22 protein-coding genes are annotated in these 26,950 nt (G+C 70.0%); 5 read left to right on the top strand and 17 right to left on the bottom strand.

The window, feature by feature from the left end; genetic code table 11:
• Positions 1-5: 5 nt before the first annotated feature.
• From DIE17_RS02010 to DIE17_RS01960, 11 genes are all read right to left on the bottom strand, one after another.
• The gene (locus DIE17_RS02010; protein ID WP_124521681.1) at positions 6-956 is read right to left on the bottom strand and encodes a glycosyltransferase; all 951 of its coding nucleotides are present in this window, start codon (positions 954-956) and stop codon (positions 6-8) included.
• A complete protein-coding gene (locus DIE17_RS02005; protein ID WP_124521679.1) occupies positions 946-2,022 on the bottom strand; it encodes a glycosyltransferase family 9 protein in 1,077 nt (358 codons plus the stop codon). The genes DIE17_RS02010 and DIE17_RS02005 overlap by 11 nt, the downstream gene beginning before the upstream one ends.
• Positions 2,019-3,020, bottom strand: a complete 1,002-nt coding sequence (locus DIE17_RS02000) for a glycosyltransferase family 2 protein (RefSeq protein ID WP_124485777.1) — start codon at positions 3,018-3,020, stop codon at positions 2,019-2,021. Before DIE17_RS02000 ends, DIE17_RS02005 begins: the two co-directional genes overlap by 4 nt.
• Complete coding sequence (locus tag DIE17_RS01995; protein ID WP_124521809.1) at positions 3,017-4,762, bottom strand: carbamoyltransferase C-terminal domain-containing protein; 1,746 nt, start codon at positions 4,760-4,762, stop codon at positions 3,017-3,019. The genes DIE17_RS02000 and DIE17_RS01995 overlap by 4 nt, the downstream gene beginning before the upstream one ends.
• 3 nt (positions 4,763-4,765) lie before the next feature.
• Positions 4,766-5,977, bottom strand: coding sequence for a glycosyltransferase family 9 protein (locus tag DIE17_RS01990; protein WP_124521808.1), 1,212 nt, complete (start codon positions 5,975-5,977; stop codon positions 4,766-4,768).
• Entirely contained in the window at positions 5,974-6,585 is a 612-nt protein-coding gene (locus DIE17_RS01985) for an HAD-IIIA family hydrolase (RefSeq protein ID WP_044848165.1), read from the bottom strand. The genes DIE17_RS01990 and DIE17_RS01985 overlap by 4 nt, the downstream gene beginning before the upstream one ends.
• Positions 6,576-7,328, bottom strand: a complete 753-nt coding sequence (locus DIE17_RS01980) for an SDR family oxidoreductase (RefSeq protein WP_124521673.1) — start codon at positions 7,326-7,328, stop codon at positions 6,576-6,578. Before DIE17_RS01980 ends, DIE17_RS01985 begins: the two co-directional genes overlap by 10 nt.
• A gap of 178 nt (positions 7,329-7,506) precedes the next feature.
• Positions 7,507-8,034: a hypothetical protein gene (locus tag DIE17_RS01975; RefSeq protein WP_082088721.1), complete on the bottom strand. Its 528-nt coding sequence runs from the start codon at positions 8,032-8,034 to the stop codon at positions 7,507-7,509.
• On the bottom strand, positions 7,976-10,807 hold the full coding sequence (locus tag DIE17_RS01970; RefSeq protein WP_185641248.1) for an ABC transporter transmembrane domain-containing protein: 2,832 nt from the start codon (positions 10,805-10,807) through the stop codon (positions 7,976-7,978). The genes DIE17_RS01975 and DIE17_RS01970 overlap by 59 nt, the downstream gene beginning before the upstream one ends.
• A gap of 53 nt (positions 10,808-10,860) precedes the next feature.
• The gene (locus DIE17_RS01965; RefSeq protein WP_124521671.1) at positions 10,861-11,760 is read right to left on the bottom strand and encodes a BON domain-containing protein; all 900 of its coding nucleotides are present in this window, start codon (positions 11,758-11,760) and stop codon (positions 10,861-10,863) included.
• Between the two features lie 356 nt (positions 11,761-12,116).
• A complete protein-coding gene (locus DIE17_RS01960; RefSeq protein WP_124485772.1) occupies positions 12,117-12,482 on the bottom strand; it encodes a chemotaxis protein in 366 nt (121 codons plus the stop codon).
• Between the two features lie 305 nt (positions 12,483-12,787).
• Between DIE17_RS01960 and DIE17_RS01955 the strand changes: the two genes are divergently transcribed.
• The gene (locus DIE17_RS01955; RefSeq protein WP_124521669.1) at positions 12,788-14,383 is read left to right on the top strand and encodes an ATP-binding protein; all 1,596 of its coding nucleotides are present in this window, start codon (positions 12,788-12,790) and stop codon (positions 14,381-14,383) included.
• Between the two features lie 4 nt (positions 14,384-14,387).
• On the opposite strand, the gene DIE17_RS01950 is transcribed toward DIE17_RS01955, so the two are convergent.
• From DIE17_RS01950 to DIE17_RS01925, 6 genes are all read right to left on the bottom strand, one after another.
• Entirely contained in the window at positions 14,388-14,720 is a 333-nt protein-coding gene (locus DIE17_RS01950; protein WP_124521807.1) for a four-helix bundle copper-binding protein, read from the bottom strand.
• A 29-nt stretch (positions 14,721-14,749) separates the two neighbouring features.
• Positions 14,750-15,955 (bottom strand): zinc-dependent alcohol dehydrogenase, encoded by a 1,206-nt coding sequence (locus DIE17_RS01945; protein ID WP_044848161.1) that lies wholly within the window; start codon positions 15,953-15,955, stop codon positions 14,750-14,752.
• A gap of 397 nt (positions 15,956-16,352) precedes the next feature.
• A complete protein-coding gene (locus DIE17_RS01940) occupies positions 16,353-17,888 on the bottom strand; it encodes an FAD-dependent oxidoreductase (protein WP_124521665.1) in 1,536 nt (511 codons plus the stop codon).
• Between the two features lie 318 nt (positions 17,889-18,206).
• The gene (locus DIE17_RS01935) at positions 18,207-19,619 is read right to left on the bottom strand and encodes a PLP-dependent aminotransferase family protein (RefSeq protein ID WP_124521780.1); all 1,413 of its coding nucleotides are present in this window, start codon (positions 19,617-19,619) and stop codon (positions 18,207-18,209) included.
• A 355-nt stretch (positions 19,620-19,974) separates the two neighbouring features.
• Positions 19,975-20,427 carry a phosphate-starvation-inducible protein PsiE gene (locus DIE17_RS01930; RefSeq protein WP_044848158.1) on the bottom strand — a complete coding sequence of 151 codons (453 nt, stop codon included), beginning with the start codon at positions 20,425-20,427 and terminating at the stop codon, positions 19,975-19,977.
• A complete protein-coding gene (locus tag DIE17_RS01925) occupies positions 20,424-20,798 on the bottom strand; it encodes a LysR family transcriptional regulator (RefSeq protein WP_260426162.1) in 375 nt (124 codons plus the stop codon). Before DIE17_RS01925 ends, DIE17_RS01930 begins: the two co-directional genes overlap by 4 nt.
• Before the next feature lie 417 nt (positions 20,799-21,215).
• Between DIE17_RS01925 and DIE17_RS01915 the strand changes: the two genes are divergently transcribed.
• From DIE17_RS01915 to DIE17_RS01900, 4 genes are all read left to right on the top strand, one after another.
• The gene (locus DIE17_RS01915; RefSeq protein ID WP_124485766.1) at positions 21,216-22,295 is read left to right on the top strand and encodes a Dyp-type peroxidase; all 1,080 of its coding nucleotides are present in this window, start codon (positions 21,216-21,218) and stop codon (positions 22,293-22,295) included.
• A complete protein-coding gene (locus tag DIE17_RS01910; RefSeq protein WP_044848156.1) occupies positions 22,288-23,103 on the top strand; it encodes a family 1 encapsulin nanocompartment shell protein in 816 nt (271 codons plus the stop codon). The genes DIE17_RS01915 and DIE17_RS01910 overlap by 8 nt, the downstream gene beginning before the upstream one ends.
• Before the next feature lie 98 nt (positions 23,104-23,201).
• Positions 23,202-23,471: a hypothetical protein gene (locus DIE17_RS01905; RefSeq protein ID WP_124521663.1), complete on the top strand. Its 270-nt coding sequence runs from the start codon at positions 23,202-23,204 to the stop codon at positions 23,469-23,471.
• A 610-nt stretch (positions 23,472-24,081) separates the two neighbouring features.
• Entirely contained in the window at positions 24,082-26,913 is a 2,832-nt protein-coding gene (locus tag DIE17_RS01900; protein WP_124521661.1) for an ATP-dependent Clp protease ATP-binding subunit, read from the top strand.
• Positions 26,914-26,950: the final 37 nt, after the last annotated feature.

The following is a 26,950-nucleotide window of genomic DNA, read 5'->3' as shown; positions in this document are numbered from 1 at the left end:
CCGGTCTACGCCGCGACGTCGCACAACGCGCTGTCCCACTCGCGCACGAACCGCTCGATCCCGAACCGCTCGCACGCGTCGCGCTTCGCCGCCGCGCCCCACTCGCGCGCGAGATCCGGATCGCGGAGCAGCATGCGCATCGCGTCGATCAATACGGCAGGCCGCGTATCGGCGACCCCGTTGCAGCCGCTCCTCACGAGCTGCGCCATCTCCGTCGTTGCGAGCGCAACGATCGGCAGCCCGATCATCATCGCCTCGATCACCGCGAGCCCGAGGCTCGTGTAGCGGATCGGATTGAAGAAGAAGCGGTAGTGCGACAGGAACTGCGGGAGCGCCGGATTCGGCACCTCGCCGATGCCGCCGAGTTCGGCCGAGCCCATCCCGACCAGATCGAGCGGCACGCTGTGACGCACGGTCTCGAACAGGTCGGCGCCGAGGCGCCGCCCGCGTCGCGCGAGGTGGTTCACGACCGTCACGCCCTTGGGCAGCGTGCCGCGATACTCGACACCGTCGGGCAGCAGCACGCCGTGCTCGATCACGCGCGTCGGCGTGACGCCGCTGTCCCACATCAGCGCGTTGAACGGCGTCACGTGCACCAGCAACACGTTCGGGTCCTGCACGGGGTGCAGCGTGTCGGTCGGGTGCTCGCGCGGCGGATCGTGTTCGACGAACAGCGCCGGCAGCGCACGCTGCGCGTCGCTCAGGAGCCGCAACCGGTCGTGCGCGTAGTGATTGTGATGCTGGTACAGCACGCAGTCGAACTCGGTGTCGCGCACGCACTCGACGGGCACCTCGTACACGTTGTCGCCCCACGGCAGGTGCCCGACCCGACCCGCGTAACCGGGCGGATGCTGCGGCTTCGTCACGATGTAGAAATCGTGCGGCGCCTGCGACAGGTAATACAGATAGTTGCCATGCACGTGCCAGGTGAGCACGCGCAAGCGCTTACGTGACATGACGTCTCTCCTCCGCGAGCAGCTTGCCCGCCCGCTCCATCACGTCGTCGACGCCGATCGCCGTCGCGCACTCGTGCCCGTACGGGCAGGTGTCGAACGCGCACGGCCGGCAGGCCGGATAGTGCGCGAGCACGCGATGGCGTTCGGCGTCGAGCGGCGCCCAGCGGGCCGTGTCGCTGCCGCATGCGACGACGATGCTCGGCGTGCCGAACGCCGCCGCGACATGCGACACGCCCGTGTCGTTGCACAGCACGAGCCGCGCGCGGCCGATCAGCGCGGCCAGCGCGCCGAGCGGCGTGCGCCCGCACAGGTTCACGCACGGCCGCGCGAGATGTTCGACGAACGCGCCGGCCAGCGCGAGTTCCGCGCGCGTGCCGGTCAACACGATCTGCCAGCCGTCGTCCGCGAGCTGGCGTGCCGCGCTCGCGAAACGCTCGACCGGCCAGCGCCGCGACGCCATCCGCGCGCCCGGATGAACGATCACGTAGCGGCCCGGATCGAGCGCATGCTCGTCGCACAGCACGTGCCACAGCGCGTAGTCGAGGCCGCCCAGCGGAAATTCCAGGTAGTCGCCCCAGTCCGGATAGCCGAGCTTGCGGGTCAGCGCCAGGTAGCGCGTGACCTCGGGCTCGCCGTCGCGCCAGACGAGCGCACAGTCGAGCGCGGTCGTGCCGCCGTCGGGCGGCACGAAACCGGCGGTGCGCGTCGCACCGAGCGACGCGACGATCGCGTTGGTCTGCACGCCGCTGCCGTGCAGCTGGATCGCGAGATCGAAGTCGCGCGCGCGGCATTCCGCGACGAATGCCTCGCGCGCGGCCGGCTCGGCGTCCGGCTGCTCGCCGAGGCCCGGCGCGCCTGGAAACGCGATGAAATTGTCGATGTAGTCCGAGAAGCGCGATGCGAACTCGCGCGCCCACGGCAAGCCGATCAGCGTGATGCGCGCATCCGGCTCGCCGCGCCGCAGCGCGCGCAGCGCCGGCACCGCGCACAGCATGTCGCCGAGCTGCAGCGCGCGGAACACCGCGATGCGCATCGGACCGGACGACGAAACGGATTCGAGCATCATAGGAAGAACACCCGGAAGTGGAGCGCACCGCGCACGCGCCAGTACAGCGACACGGGCGGAATCGCGATCGACGTGACGATCATCTCGGCGACATGCGACGGCGTGAGCCGCGTGCCGCGCAGCCGCTTCGCGCAGAATGCGGCCGTGATCACGGCCCAGGCCGCCGCGCATGCGATGCCCGGCACGCGCCATCCGGCCGCGAAACAGCCGAGCGCGCCGAGCGCGAACAGCACGGCCGCGTAGTAATTCCACGGCGGCATCGCGCGAATATGACGCCGGTAGGTCGCGCGATGCTTCTTGTACAGCAGCGCGTCGAAATACACCTTCGACTGCTGGCCGATGCTCGCGCCCCAGCGCGCGGGACGCACTGGATGCACGATCCGCGCGGCATCGACGCCGACGATCGGCCCCGCATGCTCGCGCAGCGCGAACATCAGGTCGGCGTCCTCGCGCCATGCGCGCGTGAAGCGCTCGTCGAACCCGCCTACGCGCTCCAGCGCCGCGCGCCGCACGAAGCAGTTCGCGGTCGCGAATTCCGCATGCGCGAGGCCGGCCGCGTCGCGCTCGTGGTCGGTCGGGCGCGCTCGCAACGGCACGTCGATGCGCCCGGCCGCGGCCGCCGCCGACGGTTCGGCCAGCAGCGCGGCAGCGCCGTGGCGCAGCCAGGTCGGATCGGGAATCGTGTCGTCGTCGGTGAACGCGATCAGCGCGCCGCGCGCGCTGCGCCAGCCGATGTTGCGCGCGCCCGCCGGCCCCTGCGTATCCGGCGCGGTCATGTAGCGGATCACCGGCACGTCGGTCATGCGCGCACGACACGCGTCGACGGTTTCCCATGCGCTGCCGGCCGGGTCGTCGTCGACGACGACGATCTCGTAGGTGGTCGGATCGAACACCTGCGCGCACAGCGCGTCGAGGCAGCGTTCGAGCAGGCGGGGCCGCCGGTACGTCGGCACGACGACCGACACGACCGGCGGCAGTTGCGTGTCGCGCATGTTCATCTCGGCTTCTCCAGCAGGAACGAACCGATCACGAGCGCGTCGAGCGGCGAAGTCCAGAAGCACTCGAGCGCGTCGCGCGGCGTGCAGACGATCGGTTCGCCGCGCGTGTTGAACGACGTGTTGACGAGCACCGGCACGCCGGTCAGCGCGTCGAACTCGGACAGCAGCGCATGCAGCAGCGGATGCTGGTGTGCGTCGACGGTCTGCACGCGCGCGGTGCCGTCGATGTGGCGCACCGCCGGAATCGTCGCCTCGGCGCCGGGCGCGATGTCGTACACGAACAGCATGAACGGCGCGCGCAGCGGCGTGCGCCGCCCGCCGTTGAACCAGTGGTGTGCGTGGCTTTCTAGCACGACCGGCGCAACCGGCCGGAAGTCCTCGCGATCCTTGATCCGGTTCAGCTTGCGCTGCATGTCCGGATCGATCGGCGACGCGAGGATCGAGCGCGCACCGAGCGCGCGCGGCCCGAACTCCATGCGGCCCTGGAACCAGCCGATCACGCGGTTTGCCGCGAGCAGCGCGGCCGTCTGGCTGGCGACGTCCGCGAGCCGCCGGTACGGCAGCCGCGCCTCCTTCAGGAACGCCTCGATCGCATCGTCGCCGTACGACGGCCCGAGATACGCGTGATCCATCCGCCAGTCGCCGCGCATCCCGCGCATCCGGAAATCGGTCCACAGCGCGGCGCCGAGCGCGGTGCCCGCGTCGCCTGCCGCCGGTTGAACCCACACGTCGTCGAACGGGCCGCGATCGCGGATCTTCGCGTTCATCACGCAGTTCAGCGCGACGCCGCCCGCCATCGCCAGTTGCTGCTCGCCGCTCTCGGCCGCGAGCCAGTCGACCGCCTGCAGCGTCGTTTCCTCGAGCACCAGCTGCAGCGCATGCGCGATGTCGCAGTGATGCGGCTCGATCGGTCCGCCGCGCTCGCGCGGCGCGCCGAACAGCGCGACGAGATCGCCGTCGGCAACCTCGTAGCGCCCGTCGCCGTTGTAGCTCACCAGCTTGCGCATCGCGTCCGCGAACACCGGCTTGCCGTACGACGCGAGCGCCATCACCTTGTACTCGTCCGACGAATGCAGGAAGCCGAGGTAGCGGGTCACGCGCTCGTACAGCAGGCCGAGCGAATGCGGCAGGTTGACCTGGCCGAGCCGCCGGTACGACTGGCCGTCGAACACGCCGTAGCTCGTCGTCGCGCGTTCGCCGCGTCCGTCCATCGTCATCACCGCGCAGTGCTCGTACGGCGCCGCGAGAAACGCGCTCGCCTCGTGCGCGAGATGGTGCTCGATGAAATGCCAGCGAAACGGCCCGTCGTGCGCGACGCCGCGAAAGCGCCGCTGCAGGTGGTGCGGCGCGCCGCCCGCGAGCTGGCGCGGCGCGTTCACGATCGACGACAGGAACAACGGATGCCACGGCGATGCGCCGTCGGCACGCCGCGCATGCGCGGACGGTGCGAGCGGCAGCGTCAGCTCGGGCGCGTCGCCGTGACGGTCCAGTTCGAGCCACGGATCGTACGAATACGCGACATGGTCGACGTCCGCGAGCGCGATGCCCGCTTCCGCCAGACAATAGTCGATCGCGTGAAACGGCAGCTCCCAAGTCGAGAACGGCACCGGCCGCTTCGCGTGCTTCACGTGCGTGAAGCGTTCGTCCTCGGCCGCCGCGATCACCGCGCCGTCGCGCACGAGGCACGCGGCGCTGTCGTGAAAGGCGGCATTGATGCCGAGCGTATAGGTCGGAGCAGGCATGCGTCAGGTCCTCGTGATGACTTGCGCGAACGGAATCACGTTCGACACGCTCGACGCGTTCGCCGCGACTGGCTCGGCAGCGTGCAAGGTGGCGCGCGCGGCCGCGTGTTGCGCATGGCGCGCGCTGCGGCGCAACAAGCCGTGCGTCGCCTCGACGACATCGTCGACGCTCACGCCGAGCAGGCACGGATGGCCGGGCTGGTTGCAGACGCTGCGGTAGCAGTTGCGGCACGGCACGTCGACGTTCAACGCGCGGTGCGGCACACGCCACGGCGTGTGCTGCGGATTGGTCAGCGCGTACAGATCGACGACCGGCGTGCCGAGCGCGGCCGCGAGATGCACGGGACCGCTGTTGTTCGTCAGCAGCAGGTCGGCCGTCTCGATCAGCGCGCCGAGCTCGCCGAGCGGCAGCACGCCGGCGAGCGGCACGGCGCGCGGCCCCGCGCGTTCGCACACGGCATCGACGAGCGCGCGCTCGTCGGTGCCGCCCGTCACCGCGATGCCGTCGAACAGCGGCGCGAGCCGCGCGGCCACGTCGCCGAAGCGCTCGGCCGGCCAGCGCCGCGATGCCGCGCTCGCGCCCGGATGCACGACCAGCCAGCGCGTGCGCGCCGGCGCCGGCCGGCGCGGGCCGCCGATGCGCAGCAGCGCCGCGCGCAAGCGCGAGTGCAGCGCGCGTCGCGCCGCATCGCCCGGCTCGAACGCCATGCGCCAGTCGCACGTCTTCGCGCCGATCGCGCGGACCAGCGCAAGCTGGCGCGCGACTTCGTGGCGCACGCGCGAATCCGGCTCGGTCTCGGGCACGCGGTCGGTCAGCAGTTCGTAGGGGTTCTCGCGGCAATGCGCGAGCCGCAGCGGGATGCCCGCGAGCCAGCACATCATCGCGGCCGGCAACGGACTCTGGCTGTATACGGTGAAGATCACGGCCGCGTCGAAGCGGCCGGCCAGCAGCCGGTCGATCATGTCGAGATCGACGACCGGATCGCCGCGCACGTCCGGATGCTTGACCCACGGCGCGTCGTACGTCCACACGTCGTCGACCATCGGCAGGTGTTTCGCCAGCGCGGCGCCGGTGCGCGACGTCAGCAGCGTGAGCCGGCGGCCGCGCCCGCTCTCCTTCAGCGCGCGCAATGCGGGGGTCGTCATCAGCACGTCGCCGAGGCTGTCGAGGCGCACGCACAGAATGCGCCGCGCGCGATCCCAGGCGGCGCTCATCGCCGCACCCACGAGCCGTGGCGGCGCACGGCCTCGCGCGCGACGAGGTCGGCGGCGAGGTCGAGCCGGTCGACCACATGGTGCGGCGTGCGCGCGGCATCGAGCCGCCATTGCGTCTCGTTGCCGCGGTCGACGAGTATCGTGCCGCAGCGCGCGGCGCGGCCGGCCTCGACGTCGTCGAGAATGTCGCCGATCATCCAGCTCCACTCGGCGACCGCGCCGAGCGTGGCGATCGCGCGGCGCACCATCCCCGGGCGCGGCTTGCGGCAGATGCAGTCGCAGGTGTAGCGCGGCACGCTGCCCGCCGGGTGATGCGGGCAATAAAAAAAGTCCGCCAGCACCGCGCCGTTCGCTTCGAACAATTCGGCGAGACGCTGACGGACCGCGCCAAGCTTCGATTCGGCAAAGTAGCCGAGCGCGACGCCCGGCTGGTTCGACACGACCGCGATCGGCATGCCCGTCGCGCCGAGCGTGCGCAATGCGCGCGCGGCGCCCGGCGCAAGCTGCATCCGCGCGGGGTCGACGTTGTACGGCAGGTCCTCCAGCAGCGTGCCGTCCTTGTCGAGCAGCACCGCGCCGGGCAGCCGTCGCGCGCGACTCACGGCCATGACGTCTCCTTCATCGGCAGCACCATCAGTTCCGGCACGACGGTGCCCGGCGGCTGCGTCAGCACGAAACGCACGGCCGCCGCGACGTGTTCCGGCGGCTGCAGCGTGTCCACGTCGATGTCGGGGAAGCGATCGAGGAGGAACGGCGTGTGCATCCCGCCCGCGACGATCGCCGACACGCTCACGCCGGCCGGCCGAAGCTCCGCATGCAACGCATGCGACAACCCGAGCAGCCCCCACTTCGTCGCGTGATACGCGGACGCATTCGGCCATGCGCGCTTCGATGCGGTCGACGCGATGTTGACGATGTGGCCGCTGCCGCGGGCCTTCATCATCGGCACGGCCGCGTGGCACATCAGGTACGGGCCGAACAGGTTGGTCATCATCACCTGCTGCCAGGCGGCGACGCTGACGTCGTCGATCGGCGCGGTCACGTCGATCGCCGCGTTGTTGACGATCACGTCGACGTCGCCGAGCGCCTCGCGCGCGTCGTGCATGACCTGCAGCACCGACGCCTCGTCGCGCACGTCGAGCGGCCGACCGACCGCGCGACCGCCATGCCGCTCGAGGCGCTGCGCGACGGCCGCCGCGCGATCGCCGTCGAGATCGGCAACGATCACGTGTGCGCCGTGTCGCGCCAGTTCCTCGCAAATGGCCTCGCCCAGGCCGCGACCGCCGCCCGTCACGAGCGCGGTGCGACCGGCGAGCGACGCTCGCGCTGGATCGTGAGTCGCGTTCAACATGCACCTCCTGTAAGCGTCCGGAATATCGAGGCGTTGACACTTGTCGTGACAAACGTCGTACCAGAGGTACAGCGAAAACCGTGCCATTGCGCGAACGCCCGCGCCACATCGCGCTCCCCCCGCGCGCCCGCTGGCTTTTTTATAACCGGCTGTAAAAACCGGCCCGCTCGCCCCGCGCTCAGATCGCGAGCGCGTCCGGCGTCGCCTGCGCGCGGTGTTTCGCGAGCGCACGCAGGCAGTGCGCGATGCAGCCCGCGAACGCCTCGTCGAACCAGGGCTGCGCACCCGACACGCCGACCACGATGCCGTGCTGCGCGACGCCGCCCCACAGGTTCGTGTCGCCCGCGCGCAGCCGGTACGGCTCGAGCGCCTGCACGACGTGGCCGTCGCGGCCGGTTTCCCACGACAGCCGCGCCTTCGCGCGGGCGTACGCACGATAATCGGCATCCCAGTCCTTCGGATCGGGCAGCGAGAACTCGTACAGGATCGCATCCTCGAACGCCGCGTCGCGCGGGCCGAGCGCCGGATCCATGATCACGACGTGCAGGCAGCCGCTGTCGCCGACGAAGTCGCTCTGCAACGCGGCCGACAACGTCGGCAACAGCAGCTCGACGGCGGCGACCGCGGCCTGGCGGTCGGCGAACGCGCTACCGGCGCGGCGCTCGGTCAGGACTTCGGGGGGCGTCGGATTCGAAAGGTTCGGCATGGATATCTCCGGAGGAAAGCGCGAGCGCCCGCAGCGTCGCGATCAGGTCGGCCGCTGCCGCGGGCTTGGTCAGATAGGCGTGGAAACCCGCTTCGACCGCGCGCGTGCGGTCGCGCTCGCGGGCATGGCCCGACAACGCGAGCGCTTCGAGCGGCGCCCGGCCGTCGCGCGCACGCTCGGCGTCGAGCTGGCGCACGCGGCGCATCACCGTGTAGCCGTCTTCCTCGTCGGCGCCAAGGTCGATGTCGCATACCAGGAGCGCCGGCCAGTCCGCGCGGCGCATGTTCCGCATCTCGTCGAGCAGCGCGTGGCCGGACGCGAACACACGCACGTCCGCACCGGCGACCTGCAGCAGCGCGGCAAGCGCTTCGCGCGCCTCGTCGTGATCGTCGACGCACGCGATGCGCACGCCGTCGAGCGGCTTCGCGTCCGCGGCCGCAACGGCGCCCGGCCCGGGATTCGGCGCGGCAGCGTCGGCCGGTTGCAGCGACGCCGGCGCAACCGCGCACAGCGGCAGCGACAGGTGCAACGTCACGCCGACGTCGTCGCGCTCGCGAACGACGTAGCCGCCCGCGTCCTCGATCGCGCCCTGCAGCCGTTCGAGATCGGCCAGCGACAGCTCCGGCGCGTCGACGCCGGTGCACGTGATCGTGATCCGCGCGTCGGGGTCGTGCCGCGCGGTGCGCACCTCGACCCGCCCGCCGCCGCTCGTGTCGATCCCGCCGCGACACAGCTCCCACACGAAGCGCCGCAGTGCGGCCGGATCGGCCTTGACGACCAGGTCCTCGTTCGACAGCTCGCGGAACACCGGCACGCCGCGGCGCGCGGCGGCTTCCGCCAGCGCATCGAGCACCTGCGCCACCAGCGGGTTGATCCGCACCGGCTGCAGCGCGAACTTCGCCTCGGTGCGCTCCAGTTCGCGCTGCTTCGCCTGCAGCGACCACATCTGCGCATACACGCCGTCGCTCGCCAGCAGTTCGTCGTGGGTGCCCTGCTCGACGAGCCGGCCATGCTCCATCACGAGGATCCGGTCCGCGTCGACGATCGTCGACAGCCGGTGCGCGATGACGAGACTCGTGCGGTGCCGCGCGACGCGCATCAGTTCCTGCTGGATCGCGCGCTCCGAGCGCGTATCGAGCGCCGACGTCGCCTCGTCGAACACGACGATCGGCGGCGCCTTCAGCAGCGCGCGCGCGATCGCGACACGCTGCCGCTCGCCGCCGGACAGCCGCACGCCGCGCTCGCCGACACGCGTGTCGTACGCATCGGGCAGCCGCTCGATGAACGCGTCGAGTTGCGCGCCGCGCGCGGCCGCGATCACGTCGCCACGCGTCGCGTCGCGCTTGCCGTATGCGATGTTGTAGGCCAGCGTGTCGTTGAACAGGATCGTGTCCTGCGGCACGATGCCGAGCGCATCGCGCAGGCTGCGCTCGGTCACGAGGCGCAGGTCCTGGCCGTCGATCCGGATCGTCCCCGCATCGGGCTGGTACAGCCGGAACAGCAGCCGCGCGAGCGTCGACTTCCCCGAGCCGCTCCCGCCGACCACCGCGACCGACTGTCCCGGCTCGACGCGAAACGACACGTCCCACAGAATCTGGCGGCTCGGCTCGTAGCCGAAGTCGACGTGCTCGAACTCGATCGCGCCGCCGCGCACCGCGAGCGGCTGCGCGCCGGGCGCGTCGCCCTCCTCGCCCGGCTTGCCGCGGGCGTCGAGCAGGCCGAACAATCGTTCGATGTTCGTCATCGCGTCGTGCGCCTCGCGGAACACGAAGCCGAGCGCATTCAGCGGCAGGCTGATCTGGATGATGTACGCGTTGATCAGCACCAGATCGCCGACCGTCATCGTGCCGCGCGCGACATGCTGGCCGGCGAGCAGCATCACCGCCGCGATGCCCGCACCGATGCATGCGCTCTGCCCGATATGCAGCGCCGACAGCGCGTACTGGTTGTCGACGCCGGCCTCGCGCCATGCGTCGAGCACGCGTTCGAGCCGGCTGCGCTCGACGTCCTCGCGCGCGAAGTACTTGACCGTATCGACGTTGAGCAGGCTGTCGACCACGCGCGCGTTCGATTCGGCCTCGAGCACGTTCACGCGACGCTGGTAGCGCATCCGCCGGCGCGTGAAGACGGTCGTGTAGGCCGCATAGACGGCGAACGTGACGAGGATGATCGCGGTGAAGCCGCCGCCATACTTGCCGATCACGATCACCAGCACCGAGCCGATCTCGATCGCGGTCGGCACGACGGTAAACACCGCGACGCCGAGCAGGTAGCCGATCCCGGCCGTGCCTTTCTCGAGGTCGCGCACGACGGCGCCGGTCTCGCGCTGCGAATGAAAGCGCGCGCCGAGCCGGTGCAGATGACCGAACGTGCGGACCGTAAACGACGCGACCGCGTGCTGCGTGACCTGCACGAACGTCATGTCGCGCACTTCGTTCAGCGCGTTCGCCGCGAAGCGCACGACCGCATACGCGAACAGCAGCAGAACCGGCAGCGCGACCGGCTGGCCGGCCGTGCGGCCCAGCCCGTCGACGATGTCCTTCAGCAGCAGCGGCACCGAAACGGCCGCCGCCTTCGCGAGCAGCAGCAGCGCCAGCGCGGCCAGCACGCGCGCGCGGTAATGCCGGATCGCGCGCCACAGCTCGACCGCGATGCGCGCGCGCAGGCCACGTGCGTCGCGGCCGCGACCGTCGCGCGGCGCGCTGGCGCTCGAGTCGCGATCGTCGCGAATGTCGCCGTCGTCACGCGGTCCGTCGTCAGAGCCGGTCGTCATGCGCGCATTGGCTGTGTCCGTGGCCTTGGCCGAGTCGTCCCGCGCATCGGCCGTCAACGGCGCGGATCGCGCTCGCGACCGGCGCCGCTACCCGGTTCGGGATCGCGCGCCGCAGGCTGCGTCGGCGTGACCGTGCGTTGGGACGGATGCAGCACCATGCCCGTATCGGGTTGTTCGCCGTCGCGGCGCACGCGCACGCGGTTCTCGACGTCGCGCACGCCCATGCAGCCGTCGGCGATGTCCTCGATGTCGTGCTTCATCCAGCGCTGCGGCACGGTGCCGTCGAGTTCGACGCGGCCGTCGCGCACCTGCACGGAGACATCGCTCACGTCGATGTCGAGCGCATGCGCGAGCCGCTCGCAGACGTCCTCGCGAATCCGCTCGTCCGAACGCGTGTAGCCTTTCGGGCCGCGCCGATGCCGCATGGCCTCGCGTTGCGCGGCGTCGCCGAAGCGCGACAGGCCGGACGTATCGGCACGGCGCTGGTCGCGCCCGTTGTAGGCGTCGTAGTCGCCCTCGCCGCCATGCCAGCCCGTCCGGTGCTGGCCGCGGAACCGCGGCTGGTCGGCATGGGCGCCTTCACGTCCCTGGCCGCCTTCCGCTGTGCGGCCGCGGTTGCCGTAGCCGCGCCCGGACTCCCACGCCGGATCGCGCGAACCGCCGGGGCCGCCCGGCCCGCCCGGCGCACCGCGCCAGTCGGCGCCGGCGTCTGCGCCGCGCTGTTCGGCCGACGAGCGGGCCGAGCGCTCGCTCCATTCGCTGCCCCAGTCTTCCGGGCCGACGTCCTCGCTCGCGAACCGCCGGTACGCGGATTCGTAGTCGGCATCGTGGCGCCGGGATTCGTCGCCGCGAAAATCGCGCTCGCCGGTGTCCCGGTACGCGCGTTCGCCGCGCTCCTGCCAGTCGGGCGGGCCGCTCCGTTCGGCTTGCCGTCCGGGAGATCGTCGTTGCATCGTGTCCCTCCTTGATCGCGCCTGTGCCTGATCGCGCGTGTGCCGCGTGCGGACCCGGACCCATGTCGCGTCGCGGCGCACGTCGGTCAGGTTGATGCAAGTCGCGTGCCGCCCGTTGGCCAGCACACCGCGGGGGCGCGGCGAAGCCCAGGGCGGCACGCCCGCGCCGACGATCGCGGTCCACGTCGCGATCGCCGCGCAGCGCGCTGACGGGGGCAATGCGGATCGTCGCGCCTCGGCGGGTGTCCCTGGCAGGGCGCACCTGGCCGGGCACCCTTTGCGCGGTGCCCCTGGCCGGACGCCCCTATCTGCAACGCAATTGCAGTTTTTGCGCGGAGGGTCGCGGTACAGCGACCCTATGCGCCGCCCGCACCCGGTTCGTCCGGCGCATCCGGATCCTCGGTGCCGCCGGGCTCGCTCAGCCGTTCCGTGCGATCCGGCTCGATATCGGCGCCTTCCTCGAGCCCCGCGTCGCCGTCCGCCGACGCGCGCTCGCCAGTGCCCGCGCGGTCCGTATCGCTGTCGAGGGCCGCGTCGCCGCGCTCCAGCGCGTGCTCGTCGAGCGGCGAATCGACGTCGAACGGATGGCGCCGCGCGCCGGCCGTGTCGCTGCCGCTGTCGGACGAATCGCTCGGACCCAGCGCGCGGCCGTCGCGGCCGCGCCGTACGTTGTCGTCGTCCGGGCCGGCCGGTTCGTTGTCGGGGTTCAGTGTGCTGTTCATGTCGATGCCCTCGGGTAGCCGTGAAGCGGCGCGCCGCCGCCGGAGGCCGGCTTTCGCGCCGGGCCGGCCGCGGCGTGCGGACCGGAGGGCGACGCAATCGGCATGCCGCGCCGCCGTCGCCGGGCCGCCACCGGCAGGATTTCGCACTGCGGGCGCGACGCGGCACAGGCCATGCGCCCCCATTGATCAGGCGATTCGACCTCCCTTATGCTTTCGGGGTGTCAATCCGATTTGAATGGCCGCAGCCGGCTCGTCCGGCCGCGGCGGGGCGGCGTTTCTCCGCCCGCATCCGACTTGCCGTTCCGATGAAGAAAGACGACGCCATTTCCGATCTCCACCCGCCGCTCGGGCCCGCCGATGCACGCGACCTGCTGCACCGCTTCGCCGAGTTCCGTTTCGAGACCGTCGTCGGTGCGATCACCGACTATGCGGTGTTCATGCTCGACGCGCACGGTAACGTCGCGACGTGGAACGCGGGCGCGGAGCGCATCAAGGGCTATCGGACGGCCGAGATCGTCGGCCACCATTTCTCGCGTTTCTATCCGCCCGATGCGATCGTCGCCGGGCGGCCCGCATTCGGGCTCCGCGAAGCCGTCGTGCACGGCCGCTTCGAGGACGAAGGCTGGCGCGTGCGCAAGGACGGTTCGCTGTTCTGGGCCAGCGTGACGATCACGGCCGTGCACGACCATGCGGGCCAGCTGGCCGGCTTCATCAAGATCACGCGCGACATGACCGAGCGCAAGCGGCTCGCCGAACTCGAGGTGTCGACGCACCGGCTCAGCGTGTTCATCGCGATGCTCGCGCACGAGCTGCGCAACCATCTCGCGCCGCTGCGCAATTCGGTCGGCGTGCTGCAGAGCCTGCCCGATCCGGCACCCGCGCTCGCGCAATGCCGCGACGCCGTGCATCGCCAGGTCGGCCAGCTGACGCGGCTGGTCGACGACCTGCTCGACGTCGGGCGCATCACCGCCGGCAAGGTCCAACTCGACCACGCGCCGGTGACCGTGCGCGACGTCGTCTGCCGCGGCGTGGAAAGCGTCCAGCCGAAGCTGGCCGCACGCGAGCAGAACATTCGCGTCGACCTGCCGGCCGATCCGCTGGTGGTGCGCGGCGACGCCGCGCGGCTCGTGCAGGTGCTGCACAACCTGCTCGACAACGCGTCGAAATTCTCGCCGCAGGGCGCGCGCATCGACGTCAGCGCGAGCGCCGAAGGGGCGGTCGTCGCGATTCGCATCACCGATCACGGCGTCGGCATCGCGCCGGGTTCGCTCGAATCGATCTTCGACCTGTTCGAACAGGAAAGCGTGCCGGGCCGGCGCGCGTCGGACGGCTTCGGGCTCGGCCTCGCGATCTGCCGGTCGTTCGTCGAGCTGCACGGCGGGAGGATCACCGCGGAAAGCGCCGGCCCCGGCCACGGCGCGACGTTCACGGTGCGGCTGCCGCTCGAGCGCGCGATGCGCCCGACGCCGGGCGACGCGCCGGCGCCGGCGCCGCGCACGACCGAGCCGCCGGCCGGCGCGCCGCTGCGCATCGTCATAGTCGACGACAATCGCGACTCCGCCGACACGCTCGCCGTGCTGCTGCAGATCAAGGGCCACGCGCCGCGCGTCGCGTACCACGCGGACGACGCGCTGGCGCTCGCGCGCGACATCGTTCCGCACCTGATGCTCGTCGACTTGTCGATGCCCGACGTCGACGGCTTCACGCTGCTGCGCGAACTGCGCGCGATCGATGCGCTGGCCGGCACGACCTGCGTCGCGTTGTCCGGCCATGCGAGCCCGGCCGACTTCGCACGCACCGCGAGCGAGGGCTTCGACGATCACCTCGTGAAGCCCGTCGAGATGGCGGTGCTCGACGCGCTGCTGGAGCGCGTCGCGCGCAAGGTTCACGGCGCGCCGTAGCCGCTCATGCCATCGCGCGGCACATCGCCGCGCACGCATCGCATGCCAGCGCGCAGCGCCGGCAATGGTCGTGCGCATGCAGCAGGCATTCGGCCGCGCACACCTCGCACGCACGCGCGCACAGGGCGCACACCTGCGGCGCGAGCACGCTGTCGCGAGCCATCGCGGCCGAGGCAAGGCGGCACAGCTGCGCGCACTCGATGTCGAGCGCGATGCAAGCGGCCAGGGCGTGCGTGTCGGGGTCCGCCAGGCACCCCGCCGTACACGCGTCGCATGCATGCGCGCACGCATCGCACGCGGACATGCAGTTGTCGTAGAGATCATGGAACCCGTTCATGGCAGCACTCCTCGTTGCGGTTCGCAGCGTCATGGCGTCAGCTTCACTTTCAGCCAGCCCGGCTCGCGCACGTCGAACGCGCGATACGCGTCGATCGCGTTCGTCAGCGGCTCGCAGCGCGTCAGCACGGACGCCGGGTCGAACGCACCGCTGCGCACGAGCTCGATCAGGTGCGGCGTGACGGTCCGGTGATTGCAGTTGCCCATCTTGATCGTGAGGTTCCGGTTCATCGCCTCGCCGACCGGAAACACGCGCGCCTGCGGCGGATACACGCCGATCACCGCGACCGTGCCCGCCTTCGCGACCGCGCGCACCGCCCATTGCAGTACCTGCGAGGGCCCGTCGCCGGGCGTCCAGTAGCGGCCGTCGGGCTTGCGGCGCGGCGCGACGGCGTCGACTTCCGCATCGAATGCACGCGCCGCGTCGTGGTCGGCGGCGGCCGGCCCATGCGTCGCGCGCATCGCGTCGACGCCCACCGCATCGATCGCACGATCGACCCCGATCCCGCCGGTGAGCCGCAGCACCGTGTCGACGGGGTCTTCCTCGGAGAAGTCGATGGTCTCGGCGCCCTGCGCGCAGGCCATCTCGAGCCGCGACGCGATGCGGTCGATCGCGATCACGCGCCCGGCGCCCATCAGCTTCGCGCTCGCGATCGCGAACTGGCCGACCGGCCCGGCGCCGAACACGGCCACCGTGTCGCCCGGCTTCACTTCCGCGAGCTGCGCGCCGAAGTAGCCGGTCGGAAAAATGTCGGACATCAGGATCGCCCGGTCGTCGTCGATCGCGTCCGGCAACCGGATCAGGCTCGCGTTCGCGAGTGGCGTGCGCGCGTATTCGGCCTGCAGCCCGTCGAACGGCCCCGTGTCGGCCGGGCCGCCGTAGAACGCGGTGCCCGCGCGCGGCCCGCCCGGGTTCGCGACGTCGCATTGCGCGGTGTAGCCCGCGCGGCAGTACACGCAGCTGCCGCACGCGATCGTCGACGGAATCAGCACGCGATCGCCGCGCTTCAGGTTGCGCACGTCGCGCCCGACCGTCTCGACGATGCCGACACCCTCATGGCCGAGGATCGTGCCGGGCTTCATCCCGCCGAGCGTGCCGCGCACCATGTGCAGGTCGGTGCCGCAGATCGCGCTGGCCGTCAGGCGCACGACCGCATCGGTCACGTCGACGACTTGCGGGTCGGGTACCGTATCGATGCGAATGTCGCCGATGCCGTGAAATACGACTGCTTTCATGTCAGGCCCTCCTTGTCGAAAGCGGTAACGGTGCAAGTACCGTCACACTGTTCGAGCAAGGCGCGCGCCCGTGCGCGCAGGGGTCGGTGCGGTGCGTGGTCAGCCGGCCGGTGCGTCGTCGTCGATCGACATGCCGATCGCGGCCGGCAGCGCGGCCGTGCGGCGCATCGTGTCGACTGCACCTCCATGTCGGCACCGGAAATACCGGAATGTTCACGCTCGGGTTCATGATCGCGAACGGCGCCGCGATCACCTCGGTCGAGAAACCGCAGTCGAGAGTCACGGGAGTCTGTCCGGCTCGGCGGTCTCTGCGCAAGCCGCGACGATGCGATGACAGTTGTGTGCGCAACTCTTTTTTCCAGAGCGTGTACCGGTCAGCGCACAGTCGGCAGCCCGTTCACGCGCGCGTCGTGCCCTGCTGCTCGAGCGCCGCTTCCGCGCGCAGGCAGTCGAGATCGCGGCCGATCGTCGCGACCGCGAGCCGTGCGTTGCCGCGCCAGAACGCGACCGAAGCGTCATGCGTGCGCAGGTCGCCGTCGATCTCGACGCGGTCCCATTGCTCCGCATGTCCGACATAACGGACCGTCAGGTCGTAGTGCTGGCTCCAGAAGAACGGCACCGCGTCGAACGGCCGCTGCTGGCCGAGCATGTTGCGCGCCGCGGCGATGCCCTGCCGCTCAGCAACGACCCAGTGCTCGACGCGTATGCGTTCGCCCGTCAACGGATCGGGCCAGCGCGCGATGTCGCCGGCCGCGTAGATGTCCGGTGCGCTCGTCCGCAGGAAACGGTCGACCGTCACGCCGCGATCGACGGCGAGCCCCGCATCCTGCGCGAGCGCGAGGTCCGGATGCACGCCGATGCCGACCACCACCACATCGGCCGGCAGCGCGTCGCCGTTCGACAGCGTCACGCGCTCCGGCGCGATCTGCGTGGGCGTCGCGCCGAGATGGAACACCACGCCGTGCGCTTCGTGCAGCGCGCGGATCGTGTCGCCGAGCGCTTCGCCGAGCACGCGCGCCATCGGATGCGCGTCGGGCGCGACCACCTGCACGTCGAGCCCGCGCGTGCGCAGCGCGGCGGCCGCTTCGAGGCCGATGAAGCTCGCGCCGATCACGACGCAGCGCCGCGCCGTCTTCAGCTTGCCGATCAGCGCCTCGCAATCGGCCCGCGAACGCAGCACGCACACGTGCGGCAGATCCGCACCCGGCACGGTCAGCCGGTTCGGCTCGGCGCCGGTGGCCAGCAGCAGCGCGCCGTAGCCGACGCGGCTGCCGTCCGCGAGCTCGACCGCGTGCTGCGCGGGATCGATCCGCGTGACGCGCATGCCGCAGCGCACGTCGATGCGCTGGTCGGTATAGAACGACGCGCCGCGCAACGGCAGCCAGTCGGCCTCGGCCGTGCCGGCCAGATAGTCCTTCGACAGGTTCGGCCGGTCGTACGGCGGCTCGCTGTCCGCGCTCAGCAGCGTGATCGCATGCGGATAGCCTTCCTGGCGCAGCGTCACGGCCGCCGCGATCGCGGCCGCACCGCCGCCGACGATCACCACCGATGCGGGCAGCCCCGCCGCGTTCAGCGCGGGCGGCGATGCGGCTGGCCGCGCATCGAGCACGACCGCGCGGCCGTCGCGCCGCTCGACGCGCCAGCACGTCAGGCCGTCGAGCGCCGGCGCGCGCAACAGCTCGCCGGTGCGCAGGCAGAACGCCGCGTGATGCCACGGACAGCGGATCGTATCGCCGACCAGCAGCCCGTCGGCGAGCGGCGCGCCGTAGTGCGGGCATTGCGCGCCCACGGCAAACAGTTCGTCGGCGCGGCGCACCAGCAGCACCGTGGCGTCGCCGACCTGGCCCTCGATCATCGCGCCGTCGGCGAGGTCGTCGAGCGCGATCCCCTGCGCGAGATCGGGACGTGAAGACGAGGCGTCGCTTCCGGACATGGCGTGGCTCCCGGAGTGTGGGGTAACGATCCCATTATCGGCGTCCTTCCCGAAAAGAACAGGTACAGACGACCCCGCAGCGCACGCAAACACGGACTGTGGCTTGTACGCGATCCGCGACCGGCGTAGAACGTCATCGACGTTGCGGCGCAACACGCCGGATGCCCGTGCGCGGGGGGCCGGCGAGCCGAGCAATCCGCGTACCGCCCCGCCTTCATCCCGTCACGAGGAGCGACCCGATGGCGACCGTTCTATGCGTGCTCTATCCCGACCCGGTCGACGGCTATCCGCCGCATCACGTGCGCGACGCGATTCAGGTCATAACGCGAGCTTGCCGACCGTGACGATCGCGCGTTCGATCTCCGGCGACCACGGGCTGCTGTAGTTCAGCCGGATGAAATTGCGGTAGGTGTCCGCGATCGAGAACATGTAGCCGGGCCCGATCGTGATCCCCTGCTCCAGCGCGAGCTGGTACAACCGCATCGCATCGACCTGCGCCGGCAACTCGACCCACAGCACGTAGCCGCCCGCCGGGCTCGAGATGCGCGTGCCTTCCGGGAAGAACCGCGACACCATCGCGCGCATCAGGTTCGCTTGCTGCGCATACGCCTTGCGAATCCGCCGCAGGTGATGCTCGTAACCGTCGCGTTCGAGGAACTCGGCGATCGCCAGCTGCGGCAGCGACGGCGTCGCCAGCGTGTTCAGGAACTTCAGCTTCTCGACCTGTTCGCGATAACGGCCCGGCAACGCCCAGCCGATCCGGTACGCGGCCGTCAGGCTTTTCGAGAACGACGCGCAGTGCAGCACGATCCCGTTGCGGTCGAACGCCTTCAGCGCACTCGGGTGCGCATTGCCGAAATACAGTTCGTTGTATACGCCGTTCTCGATCACCGGCATATCGGCTTTCGTTGCGAATTCAACCAGTTCGCGCTTGCGCTCGTCGGGCATCTGGAAGCCGAGCGGATTCTGGAAGTTCGGCATCACCATGCATGCGGCGATCGGCTGCGACTTCGCGATCGCCGCCAGCGCCGCGATGTCGATTCCGTATTCAGGATGGGTCGCGACCTCGATCGCCTTCATCCCCATCCGTTCGATCGCGTGCAGCATCGCGTAGAACGTCGGCGACTCCACCGCGATCGTGTCGCCCGGTTTCGCGACCGCCTGCAGGCACAGGTTGATCGCCTCGGTCGCGCCGACCGTCACGATGATCTCGTTCGGGTCGACCGACATCCCGTTTTCCAGGTAGCGCCGTGCGATCTGCCGGATCAGGCGCGGATGGCCGGGCGGCAGCCCGTCGGTCACGCCCCACAGCGACTTGTCGCGGCCGGCCGCGTACGCGTAGCGGTTCAGCTTCTCGAACGGGAACAGGCTCGGGTCCGGGTACGGCGAGCCGAGCGGCACCGCGTCGTCGGTGCCGATCGCGCGCAGCGTGGACAGCACGAGCCGGCTCATGTCCACCGACGACGAGATCGCGATCGGCTTCGACGGCCGCAGCTCGCGCACCGGCGCGTGCCCGTCGTCGTTGCGCAGGTTCACGAAGTACCCCGACTGCGGGCGGCTCTCCAGCAGCCCGCGGCTTTCGAGCAGCAGGTACGCGTGCAGCACGGTCGTGATGCTGATCCGGTGCTGCTGGCTCGCCTGCCGCACCGACGGCACACGATCGCCATGTCGATACACGCGTTGCCGGATGAGTCTCTCTATGTCGTTCGCGAATTTCTCGTAGAGCTTCATCCGCCTCGCCCCGCCAGCGGTGAACCAGCCTGCGACGCGCAGGTGCGCGTGCCGTGCCGCTGCACGAAGCCGCATAGCCGTGTCCGGCCGCGGGCGTTCCGGTGCGAGCCACGTCCATTACCGAAATTGAAGGCGGATAGCAATGCGAAATCCATCATGAGAAGGATCGGCATCCTACTGCGTCATTTCGGCGAATGTAAGTGACAGTTTGGCGATCAAACCTCAAATCGCACACGTGTGGTGAACAGATGGAAACGCGGCAGCCGCGAGTCGGCGCCGCACCGAATCAATCTCGGTATAACGAAATGAACTACCGAACCGACACCCCCATCGATCGGCCCCGCACACACACGCATCACCGACGCGCGTGCACATCGTCCTCGACGTCGTCGACCTCCGCCGGAAAGCGATGCTGGCCGAAGCTGAGGATCAACACGCCTACCGCGAGCAGCACGATTCCGAACGTGGTCATCAGCATCCGCTCGGGGCTGTCGGTGGCGCCGCGCAGGATCAGGTCGCGCGCGAGCGACGTCATCGCAATGAACAGCGGAAAGCGCACCGGCAGCCGGCCGAGCCGCAGGTAACGCACGTTCATCGCGAGCACTTCGAGATAGAGGAACATCAGCAGCAGGTCGGTCAGCGACACCTCGCCCGCGAGCACGACCTTCCACGCTTCCTGCGTCATCGCGAACGCGGTCGCGAGGCCGATCACGATCAGCCCGGCCAGCTCGGCCGCGTGGAGGAAGTGTCCGAAGCGGCGGCGGATGCGCTCGGCGGCCGTATCGGCGGAAACAGTGGACGTATTCAAGGCGATGACCGGTGCAATGAGGGTTGTGCCGCGATCGACGCTGGGTCGACACGGCGGATGGTTTCGGGCGGCGGAAAGCCCGCGACGCGCGCATCGGGAAAGGTTGCGCACGCACCGGCCGCGGTGGTGGCCTGCGCGACCGCGGACAGCGTGCGCCGGCAGCACTGGTGGAACGCGACGCCCGCATCGGTACACGCCACGTCGCCGCCCGCACGCGCCAGCAACAGCTGGCAGCCGAGATACCGTTCGAGGCGGTCCAGCCGCTCGCTGACTTGCGCGCGTCCGAGCTTCAGTTCGGACGCCGCGGCGGACACCCCGCCATGCTCGACCACCGCGACATAAATACGCATCGCTTCCAGCAGGTTCATCATGATGGTCCTCGTCGGCGGGCGGAGCGAACCTAATCTACTGCACGCGCCACGCCCGCTCAAGAGCACAGCGCCGCGGGTTTCAGGAGTACAGCTGCAGGCCCGCGACGCAGAATCGGACCCCGATCAACCCATTCGAATGACAGATTGGCGATACGTGTTCCAAAGACCCGCCGAAGCTGCTAGATTGCATGCTCGACGACGTTACGCGGTGCGGCGAGGTCGCGCGCCGGGCGAACGCGCGGCCACCGAGCCTGCCTCCCCCTTGCGCGCCCGGGCGGCAGGCCGCCGCCGCTGCGGCCCGTTGCGCGATGCCCGCGCAACGTCCTTCATCCGCATGTCACAAAGAGAACAGTCGCATGACACAGTCCAACCGTTCGTCTTCGCGCGCCGCGGCATCCGCGGCCCGTCCGTCCCGACATGACTGACCGGCAGGCCGCGATGCAAACCCGTCCCCCGCTTTCCCAGGCCGTTCACAGCCCGGTCACGCGCAGCGCGATCTTCCTCGTTGCCACCGTCAACCCCGGCGCCGAGCGCGCCGACACGATCCGCGCGTGGTGCGGCGACATCGCCGCGCTCGTGCGCTCGGTCGGCAAGCGCGTGCCGGACGGCAACCTGTCCTGCGTATGCGGCTTCGGCGCCGACGCCTGGGATGCGCTGTTCGGCGATCCGCGCCCCGCGTCGCTGCATCCGTTCCGCGAATTCGGCGCCGGCCAGCGCGTCGCGATCGCGACGCCCGGCGACATCCTGCTGCACATCCGCGCCGACGCGATGGACCTGTGCTTCGAACTCGCGACCCAATTGCTCGGCGCGCTCGGCGACGCGGTCACGGTCGTCGACGAGGTGCACGGCTTCCGCAACTTCGACCAGCGCGCGATGATCGGCTTCGTCGACGGCACCGAGAACCCGGAGGGCCGCGACGCGGTCGACTTCACGGTGATCGGCGACGAAGATGCCGAATTCGCGGGCGGCAGCTACGTGATCGTGCAGAAGTACCTGCACGACATGGCCGGCTGGAATGCGCTCGCGGTCGAGACGCAGGAGCGCATCATCGGGCGCACCAAATTGTCCGACATCGAGCTCGCGCCGGACGTGAAGCCGTCGTGCTCGCACAGCTCGCTGACCACGCTCGACGAGAACGGCCAGGAAGTGAAGATCCTGCGCGACAACATGCCGTTCGGGCGCCCCGGCTCCGGCGAATTCGGCACCTACTTCATCGGCTACGCGCGCTCGCCGGCGCCGATCGAGCAGATGCTCGAGAACATGTTCGTCGGCCGCCCGCCCGGCAACTACGACCGGCTGCTCGACTATAGCCGCGCGGTCACCGGCTCGCTGTTCTTCGTGCCGTCGGCCGACCTGCTCGAGGCGCTCGCCGATCGCCCCGCACCGGGCGCCGAAGCCACCGCCACCGCCGCGCAGCCGGCCCCCGCATCGCCCGAGTCGCGTCGTGACGGCTCGCTGAACATCGGATCGCTGAAAGGAGCCAAAGCCTATGAATAACCTGCACCGCGAACTCGCGCCGATTTCCTCGTCCGCCTGGGAGCAGATCGAGGAAGAAGTCGCACGCACCTTCAAGCGCTCGGTGGCCGGGCGCCGCGTTGTCGACGTCGAGGGCCCGGCCGGCCCCGAGCTGTCGGCCGTCGGCACCGGGCACCTGCGCGAGGTCGCGGCACCGCGCGAGCTGGTCGGCGCACGGCTGCGCGAAGTCCGCACGATCGTCGAGCTGACGGTGCCGTTCGAGCTGAGCCGCGACGCGATCGACAGCGTCGAGCGCGGCGCGCGCGATGCCGACTGGCAGCCGGCGAAGGATGCCGCGCAACGGCTCGCGTTCGCGGAAGACGGCGCGATCTTCGACGGCTATCTGGCCGCGGACATCGTCGGCATCCGCGAAGGCACGTCGAACCGCAAGCTCACGCTGCCGGCCGACGTCAGCGCATATCCGGACGCGATCAGCGACGCGCTGGAAGCGCTGCGGCTCGCCGGCGTGGACGGCCCGTACTCGGTCGTGCTCGGCTCGGACGCCTACACGGCGCTCAGCGAGGCGCGCGACCAGGGCTATCCGGTCCTCGGCCACATCAAGCGCATCGTCAGCGGCGAGATCATCTGGGCGCCGGCGATCAGCGGCGGCTGCGTGCTGTCCACCCGCGGCGGCGACTATGAACTGCACCTCGGCGAAGACGTGTCGATCGGCTACACGAGCCATACCGACAAGGTCGTTCGCCTTTACCTGCGCGAAACGTTCACGTTCCTGATGCTGACGAGCGAGGCATCGGTGGCCGTGGCGCCGCAGGGCAACCCGGCGACCTGACGTTCCGCCCGCGCGATGCCCGACCGGCATCGCGCCCACCGGCCGCATGGCCGGCCGCACGTTCGTCGCCGATCGAACCATCCTGCATGGAGCGAGAAATGAGCGAATCGAATGAAGCACTACAGGCACTGCAAGCGTCGATCGACAGCCTGAAGCAGGCCGTCGACGCGAACGCGAGCCGCCAGGCCGGCGACACCGCCGTATTGTTCACCGTGGTGGCGCTGATGCTGGCCGAACTGCCGCCCGACACCCGCAACCTGATCGAGGATTCGTTCTCCGTCTGGGCCAATGGTCTGCAGAATGCGGCACTGTCAACCGACGTGAAGCAGATCGCACGGCAGAAACTTGCGATGACGCTCTCCGACTGACGCCGCCGCCTCGTCACGGTTGGGCCATGTCCGGCCCGCACCGTGCAAGCCGCCCGCTTCGCCAGCGGCCGCGCGCCACGCACCGGTTGCGGTGCGCGCGCGGCCCGGCCTGACCCGTGCGCGCACGCTGCCGCGCTGCGCGCTCGCGCCGATGCGCGCGCGCCGCGTTGCGTCGCGCGTCCCCCTTCCCGTTGGCTCCCTGCCGGCGCCCTGCGCGCCGATGTCGCACCGCGCTTCGCGCGCGTCGCACGCCGCCACGTTTGCGCAGCCCGCACGCCGCACCCGCATGCGCGCTCGTCTGTACTCCTTGCGTCTCATGCTCGCACGCTTGTGAGGGTGCAATTCCCGGCCGGGCCGATGCGGAACTGTGTCTTGGAGGCCCCGGGCCGATTCGCTATTTTGAACGCAGTCGAAGTGATGGCGCAGGCGCCGCGAAGCAACGGTATTGCCGGCGTCGAGCACGGCAGGTCGCCATGCCTGCGCGCGTGGCGCAAGGGCGCCGGCATGGCGCGCGCGCCGCCGGTCGCGTCGTGCGGCAGGCACGCCCCGGCGCCCTCGCGCATCGGGACTTCCCTTTCGATTCACGTTCATTGACAGGAGCCAGACCACCATGCCCGCACTTTGCGACATCTGTCACGCCCGGCCGGCCGTCGCGCGCGCCACCGTGATGCAGGACGGCGAGCGCAAGACGATCTCGATCTGCGACTACCACTTCCGTCAGCTGATGCGGCATCAGAGCATGCTGAACCCGTTCGACTCGCTGCTGGGCGGCGGCGCGTCGTCGCTGTTCGGCGAGTCCGGCGACACGTCGCCGCTTGCCGCGGAGATTCCGCGCGAGTCGGTCGACCCGACCGACGCATTCAGCGAGCAGACGCTCGAACTGCTGCAGCGCGCGGCCGAGAAGGCGCACGAGCTGCGCCGCAGCGAACTCGACACCGAACACCTGCTGTACGCGCTCGCGGACACCGACGTGTGCGCCGCGCTGCTGAAGGAACTGAAGCTGTCGCCGCAGGACATCAAGTCGTACATCGACGAGCACGCGCATACCGGCACGGCCTCCCCCGATGCGTCGCTCGACAAGCTGTCGATCTCGCCGCGCGTGAAGAAGGCCGTGCAGTACGCGTTCCAGGCGTCGCGCGACCTCGGTCACTCGTACATCGGCCCCGAGCACCTGCTGATCGGTCTCGCGTCGGTGCCGGACAGCATCGCCGGCACGCTGCTGAAGAAATACGGCGTGACGCCGGAGGCGCTGCGCCAGAAGGTCGTGAAGGTCGTCGGCAAGGGCGCGGAAGACGGCCGCGTCGATGCGCCGACCGGCACGCCGAATCTCGACAAGTTCGGCCGCGACCTCACCGCGATCGCGCGCCAGGGCAAGCTCGATCCGGTGCTCGGCCGCGCGCAGGAAATCGAGAGCACGATCGAGGTGCTCGCGCGCCGCAAGAAGAACAACCCGGTGCTGATCGGCGAGCCGGGCGTCGGCAAGACCGCGATCGTCGAAGGCCTCGCGCAGCGGATCGTGAACGGCGACGTGCCCGAAGTGCTGCGCGGCAAGCGGCTCGTCGAAGTCAACATCAACTCGATGGTCGCCGGCGCGAAGTATCGCGGCGAATTCGAGGAGCGCGCGAAGCAGCTGATCGACGAAGTGACCGCCAAGCATGACGAACTGATCCTGTTCATCGACGAGCTGCATACGATCGTCGGCGCGGGCCAGGGCGGCGGCGAAGGCGGGCTCGACATCGCGAACGTGCTGAAGCCGGCGCTCGCGCGCGGCGAGCTGAGCCTGATCGGCGCGACCACGCTGAACGAATACCAGAAGCACATCGAGAAGGACGCGGCGCTGGAGCGGCGCTTCCAGCCGGTGTTCGTGCCGGAGCCGAGCGTCGAGCAGACGATCGTGATCCTGCGCGGGCTGCGCGACAGCCTCGAGGCGCACCATCAGGTGACGTTCGCCGACGACGCGTTCGTCGCGGCCGCCGAGTTCGCCGACCGCTACATCACCGCGCGCTTCCTGCCCGACAAGGCGATCGACCTGATCGACCAGGCCGCCGCGCGCGTGCGGATCGGCGCGACCTCGCGCCCCGTCGACATCCAGGAAGGCGAAGCGCAGATCGCGCAGTTGAAGCGCGAGCAGGACTACGCGACGTCGCGCAAGCGCTTCGACGAAGCGAAGCAGTTCGAAGAACAGATCAACGAGAAGCAGAAGTCGCTCGACGAAAAGATGGAAGCTTGGCAGCGCAAGACCGGTTCCGAGACGCTCGAGGTGACCGTCGAATCGGTCGCCGAAGTCGTGTCGCGGCTGACCGGCATCCCGGTGTCCGAGCTTACACAGGAAGAGCGCCAGAAGCTGCTGAAGATGGAGGAGCAGCTGCGCGAGCGCGTGGTCGGCCAGAACGACGCGGTGGTCGCCGTCAGCGACGCGGTGCGGCTGTCGCGCGCCGGGCTCGGCCAGACGCACCGTCCGATCGCGACGTTCCTGTTCCTCGGGCCGACCGGCGTCGGCAAGACCGAGCTCGCGAAGGCGCTGGCCGAGACCGTGTTCGGCGACGAGCAGGCGATCATCCGCATCGACATGTCCGAGTACATGGAGCGGCACGCGGTCGCGCGGCTGATCGGCGCGCCGCCCGGCTACGTCGGCTACGACGAAGGCGGCCAGCTCACCGAGCGCGTGCGGCGCCGCCCGTACAGCGTGATCCTGCTCGACGAGATCGAGAAGGCCCATCCGGACGTCTACAACGTGCTGCTGCAGGTGTTCGACGACGGCCGGCTGACCGACGGCAAGGGCCGCGTGGTCGACTTCAGCAACACGATCATCATCGCGACGAGCAACCTCGGCGCCGCGATCATCATGGACAACCTCACGCAGCCGGAAGCCGCGCGCAAGACCGACAAGGCGATCCGCGAGCAGCTGATGCAGGTGCTGAAGGGCCATTTCCGCCCCGAGTTCCTGAACCGGATCGACGAGGTGATCGTGTTCCATGCGCTGTCGAAGGAGAACATCCGCTCGATCGTGCAGATCCAGCTCGACCGCGTGGTGCGCACCGCCGCCGCGCAGGACATCACGCTCGTGATGGGCGACTCGCTCGTCGAACACCTGACCGAAGCCGGCTACCAGCCGGAGTTCGGCGCGCGCGAGCTGAAGCGGCAAGTTCGGCAGATCATCGAAACGAAGCTCGCGAAGGAGATCCTCGCGGACAAGCTTCAGTCGGGCGACCGCGTCGAAGTCGACTACGACACGGCCGGCGACACGGTGACGTTCAACAAGCTCGCGCCGCCTGATGTGAAGGACGCGAAGCAGGACGCCGACGGCAAGGCCAGGCCGAACGGAAAGGCCACGAAGGCATCGGCCAATGAAAAGGATGACGAAGCAAATGCCGATACGCCGCCGCCCGTCGCGAAGGCATCCGGCAAGAAGTCGTCCGGTGCGAAGAAGGACGCGCACTGATACCACGCGGGCCCGCATGTCCGGGCCCGCATGACCG

Source organism: Burkholderia sp. Bp9099 (assembly GCF_003857805.1).
In the GTDB taxonomy this organism is placed as follows: Bacteria; Pseudomonadota; Gammaproteobacteria; order Burkholderiales; family Burkholderiaceae; genus Burkholderia.
This window is presented reverse-complemented; position numbering and strand designations above follow the sequence as displayed.

What these genes read in the sequence shown, in the direction of transcription:
- DIE17_RS01965 (WP_124521671.1), bottom strand. Translation starts at nt 11,760, where the DNA reads ATGCAACGACGATCTCCCGGACGGCAAGCCGAACGGAGCGGCCCGCCC.
- DIE17_RS01980 (WP_124521673.1), bottom strand. Translation starts at nt 7,328, where the DNA reads ATGTTGAACGCGACTCACGATCCAGCGCGAGCGTCGCTCGCCGGTCGC.
- DIE17_RS01915 (WP_124485766.1), top strand. Translation starts at nt 21,216, where the DNA reads ATGACTGACCGGCAGGCCGCGATGCAAACCCGTCCCCCGCTTTCCCAG.
- DIE17_RS01985 (WP_044848165.1), bottom strand. Translation starts at nt 6,585, where the DNA reads ATGGCCGTGAGTCGCGCGCGACGGCTGCCCGGCGCGGTGCTGCTCGAC.
- DIE17_RS01935 (WP_124521780.1), bottom strand. Translation starts at nt 19,619, where the DNA reads ATGAAGCTCTACGAGAAATTCGCGAACGACATAGAGAGACTCATCCGG.
- DIE17_RS01905 (WP_124521663.1), top strand. Translation starts at nt 23,202, where the DNA reads ATGAGCGAATCGAATGAAGCACTACAGGCACTGCAAGCGTCGATCGAC.
- DIE17_RS01945 (WP_044848161.1), bottom strand. Translation starts at nt 15,955, where the DNA reads ATGAAAGCAGTCGTATTTCACGGCATCGGCGACATTCGCATCGATACG.
- DIE17_RS02005 (WP_124521679.1), bottom strand. Translation starts at nt 2,022, where the DNA reads ATGATGCTCGAATCCGTTTCGTCGTCCGGTCCGATGCGCATCGCGGTG.
- DIE17_RS01955 (WP_124521669.1), top strand. Translation starts at nt 12,788, where the DNA reads ATGAAGAAAGACGACGCCATTTCCGATCTCCACCCGCCGCTCGGGCCC.
- DIE17_RS01960 (WP_124485772.1), bottom strand. Translation starts at nt 12,482, where the DNA reads ATGAACAGCACACTGAACCCCGACAACGAACCGGCCGGCCCGGACGAC.
- DIE17_RS01970 (WP_185641248.1), bottom strand. Translation starts at nt 10,807, where the DNA reads ATGACGACCGGCTCTGACGACGGACCGCGTGACGACGGCGACATTCGC.
- DIE17_RS01940 (WP_124521665.1), bottom strand. Translation starts at nt 17,888, where the DNA reads ATGTCCGGAAGCGACGCCTCGTCTTCACGTCCCGATCTCGCGCAGGGG.
- DIE17_RS01950 (WP_124521807.1), bottom strand. Translation starts at nt 14,720, where the DNA reads ATGAACGGGTTCCATGATCTCTACGACAACTGCATGTCCGCGTGCGAT.
- DIE17_RS02000 (WP_124485777.1), bottom strand. Translation starts at nt 3,020, where the DNA reads ATGAACATGCGCGACACGCAACTGCCGCCGGTCGTGTCGGTCGTCGTG.
- DIE17_RS01975 (WP_082088721.1), bottom strand. Translation starts at nt 8,034, where the DNA reads ATGCCGAACCTTTCGAATCCGACGCCCCCCGAAGTCCTGACCGAGCGC.
- DIE17_RS01990 (WP_124521808.1), bottom strand. Translation starts at nt 5,977, where the DNA reads ATGAGCGCCGCCTGGGATCGCGCGCGGCGCATTCTGTGCGTGCGCCTC.
- DIE17_RS01995 (WP_124521809.1), bottom strand. Translation starts at nt 4,762, where the DNA reads ATGCCTGCTCCGACCTATACGCTCGGCATCAATGCCGCCTTTCACGAC.
- DIE17_RS02010 (WP_124521681.1), bottom strand. Translation starts at nt 956, where the DNA reads ATGTCACGTAAGCGCTTGCGCGTGCTCACCTGGCACGTGCATGGCAAC.
- DIE17_RS01925 (WP_260426162.1), bottom strand. Translation starts at nt 20,798, where the DNA reads ATGATGAACCTGCTGGAAGCGATGCGTATTTATGTCGCGGTGGTCGAG.
- DIE17_RS01900 (WP_124521661.1), top strand. Translation starts at nt 24,082, where the DNA reads ATGCCCGCACTTTGCGACATCTGTCACGCCCGGCCGGCCGTCGCGCGC.
- DIE17_RS01910 (WP_044848156.1), top strand. Translation starts at nt 22,288, where the DNA reads ATGAATAACCTGCACCGCGAACTCGCGCCGATTTCCTCGTCCGCCTGG.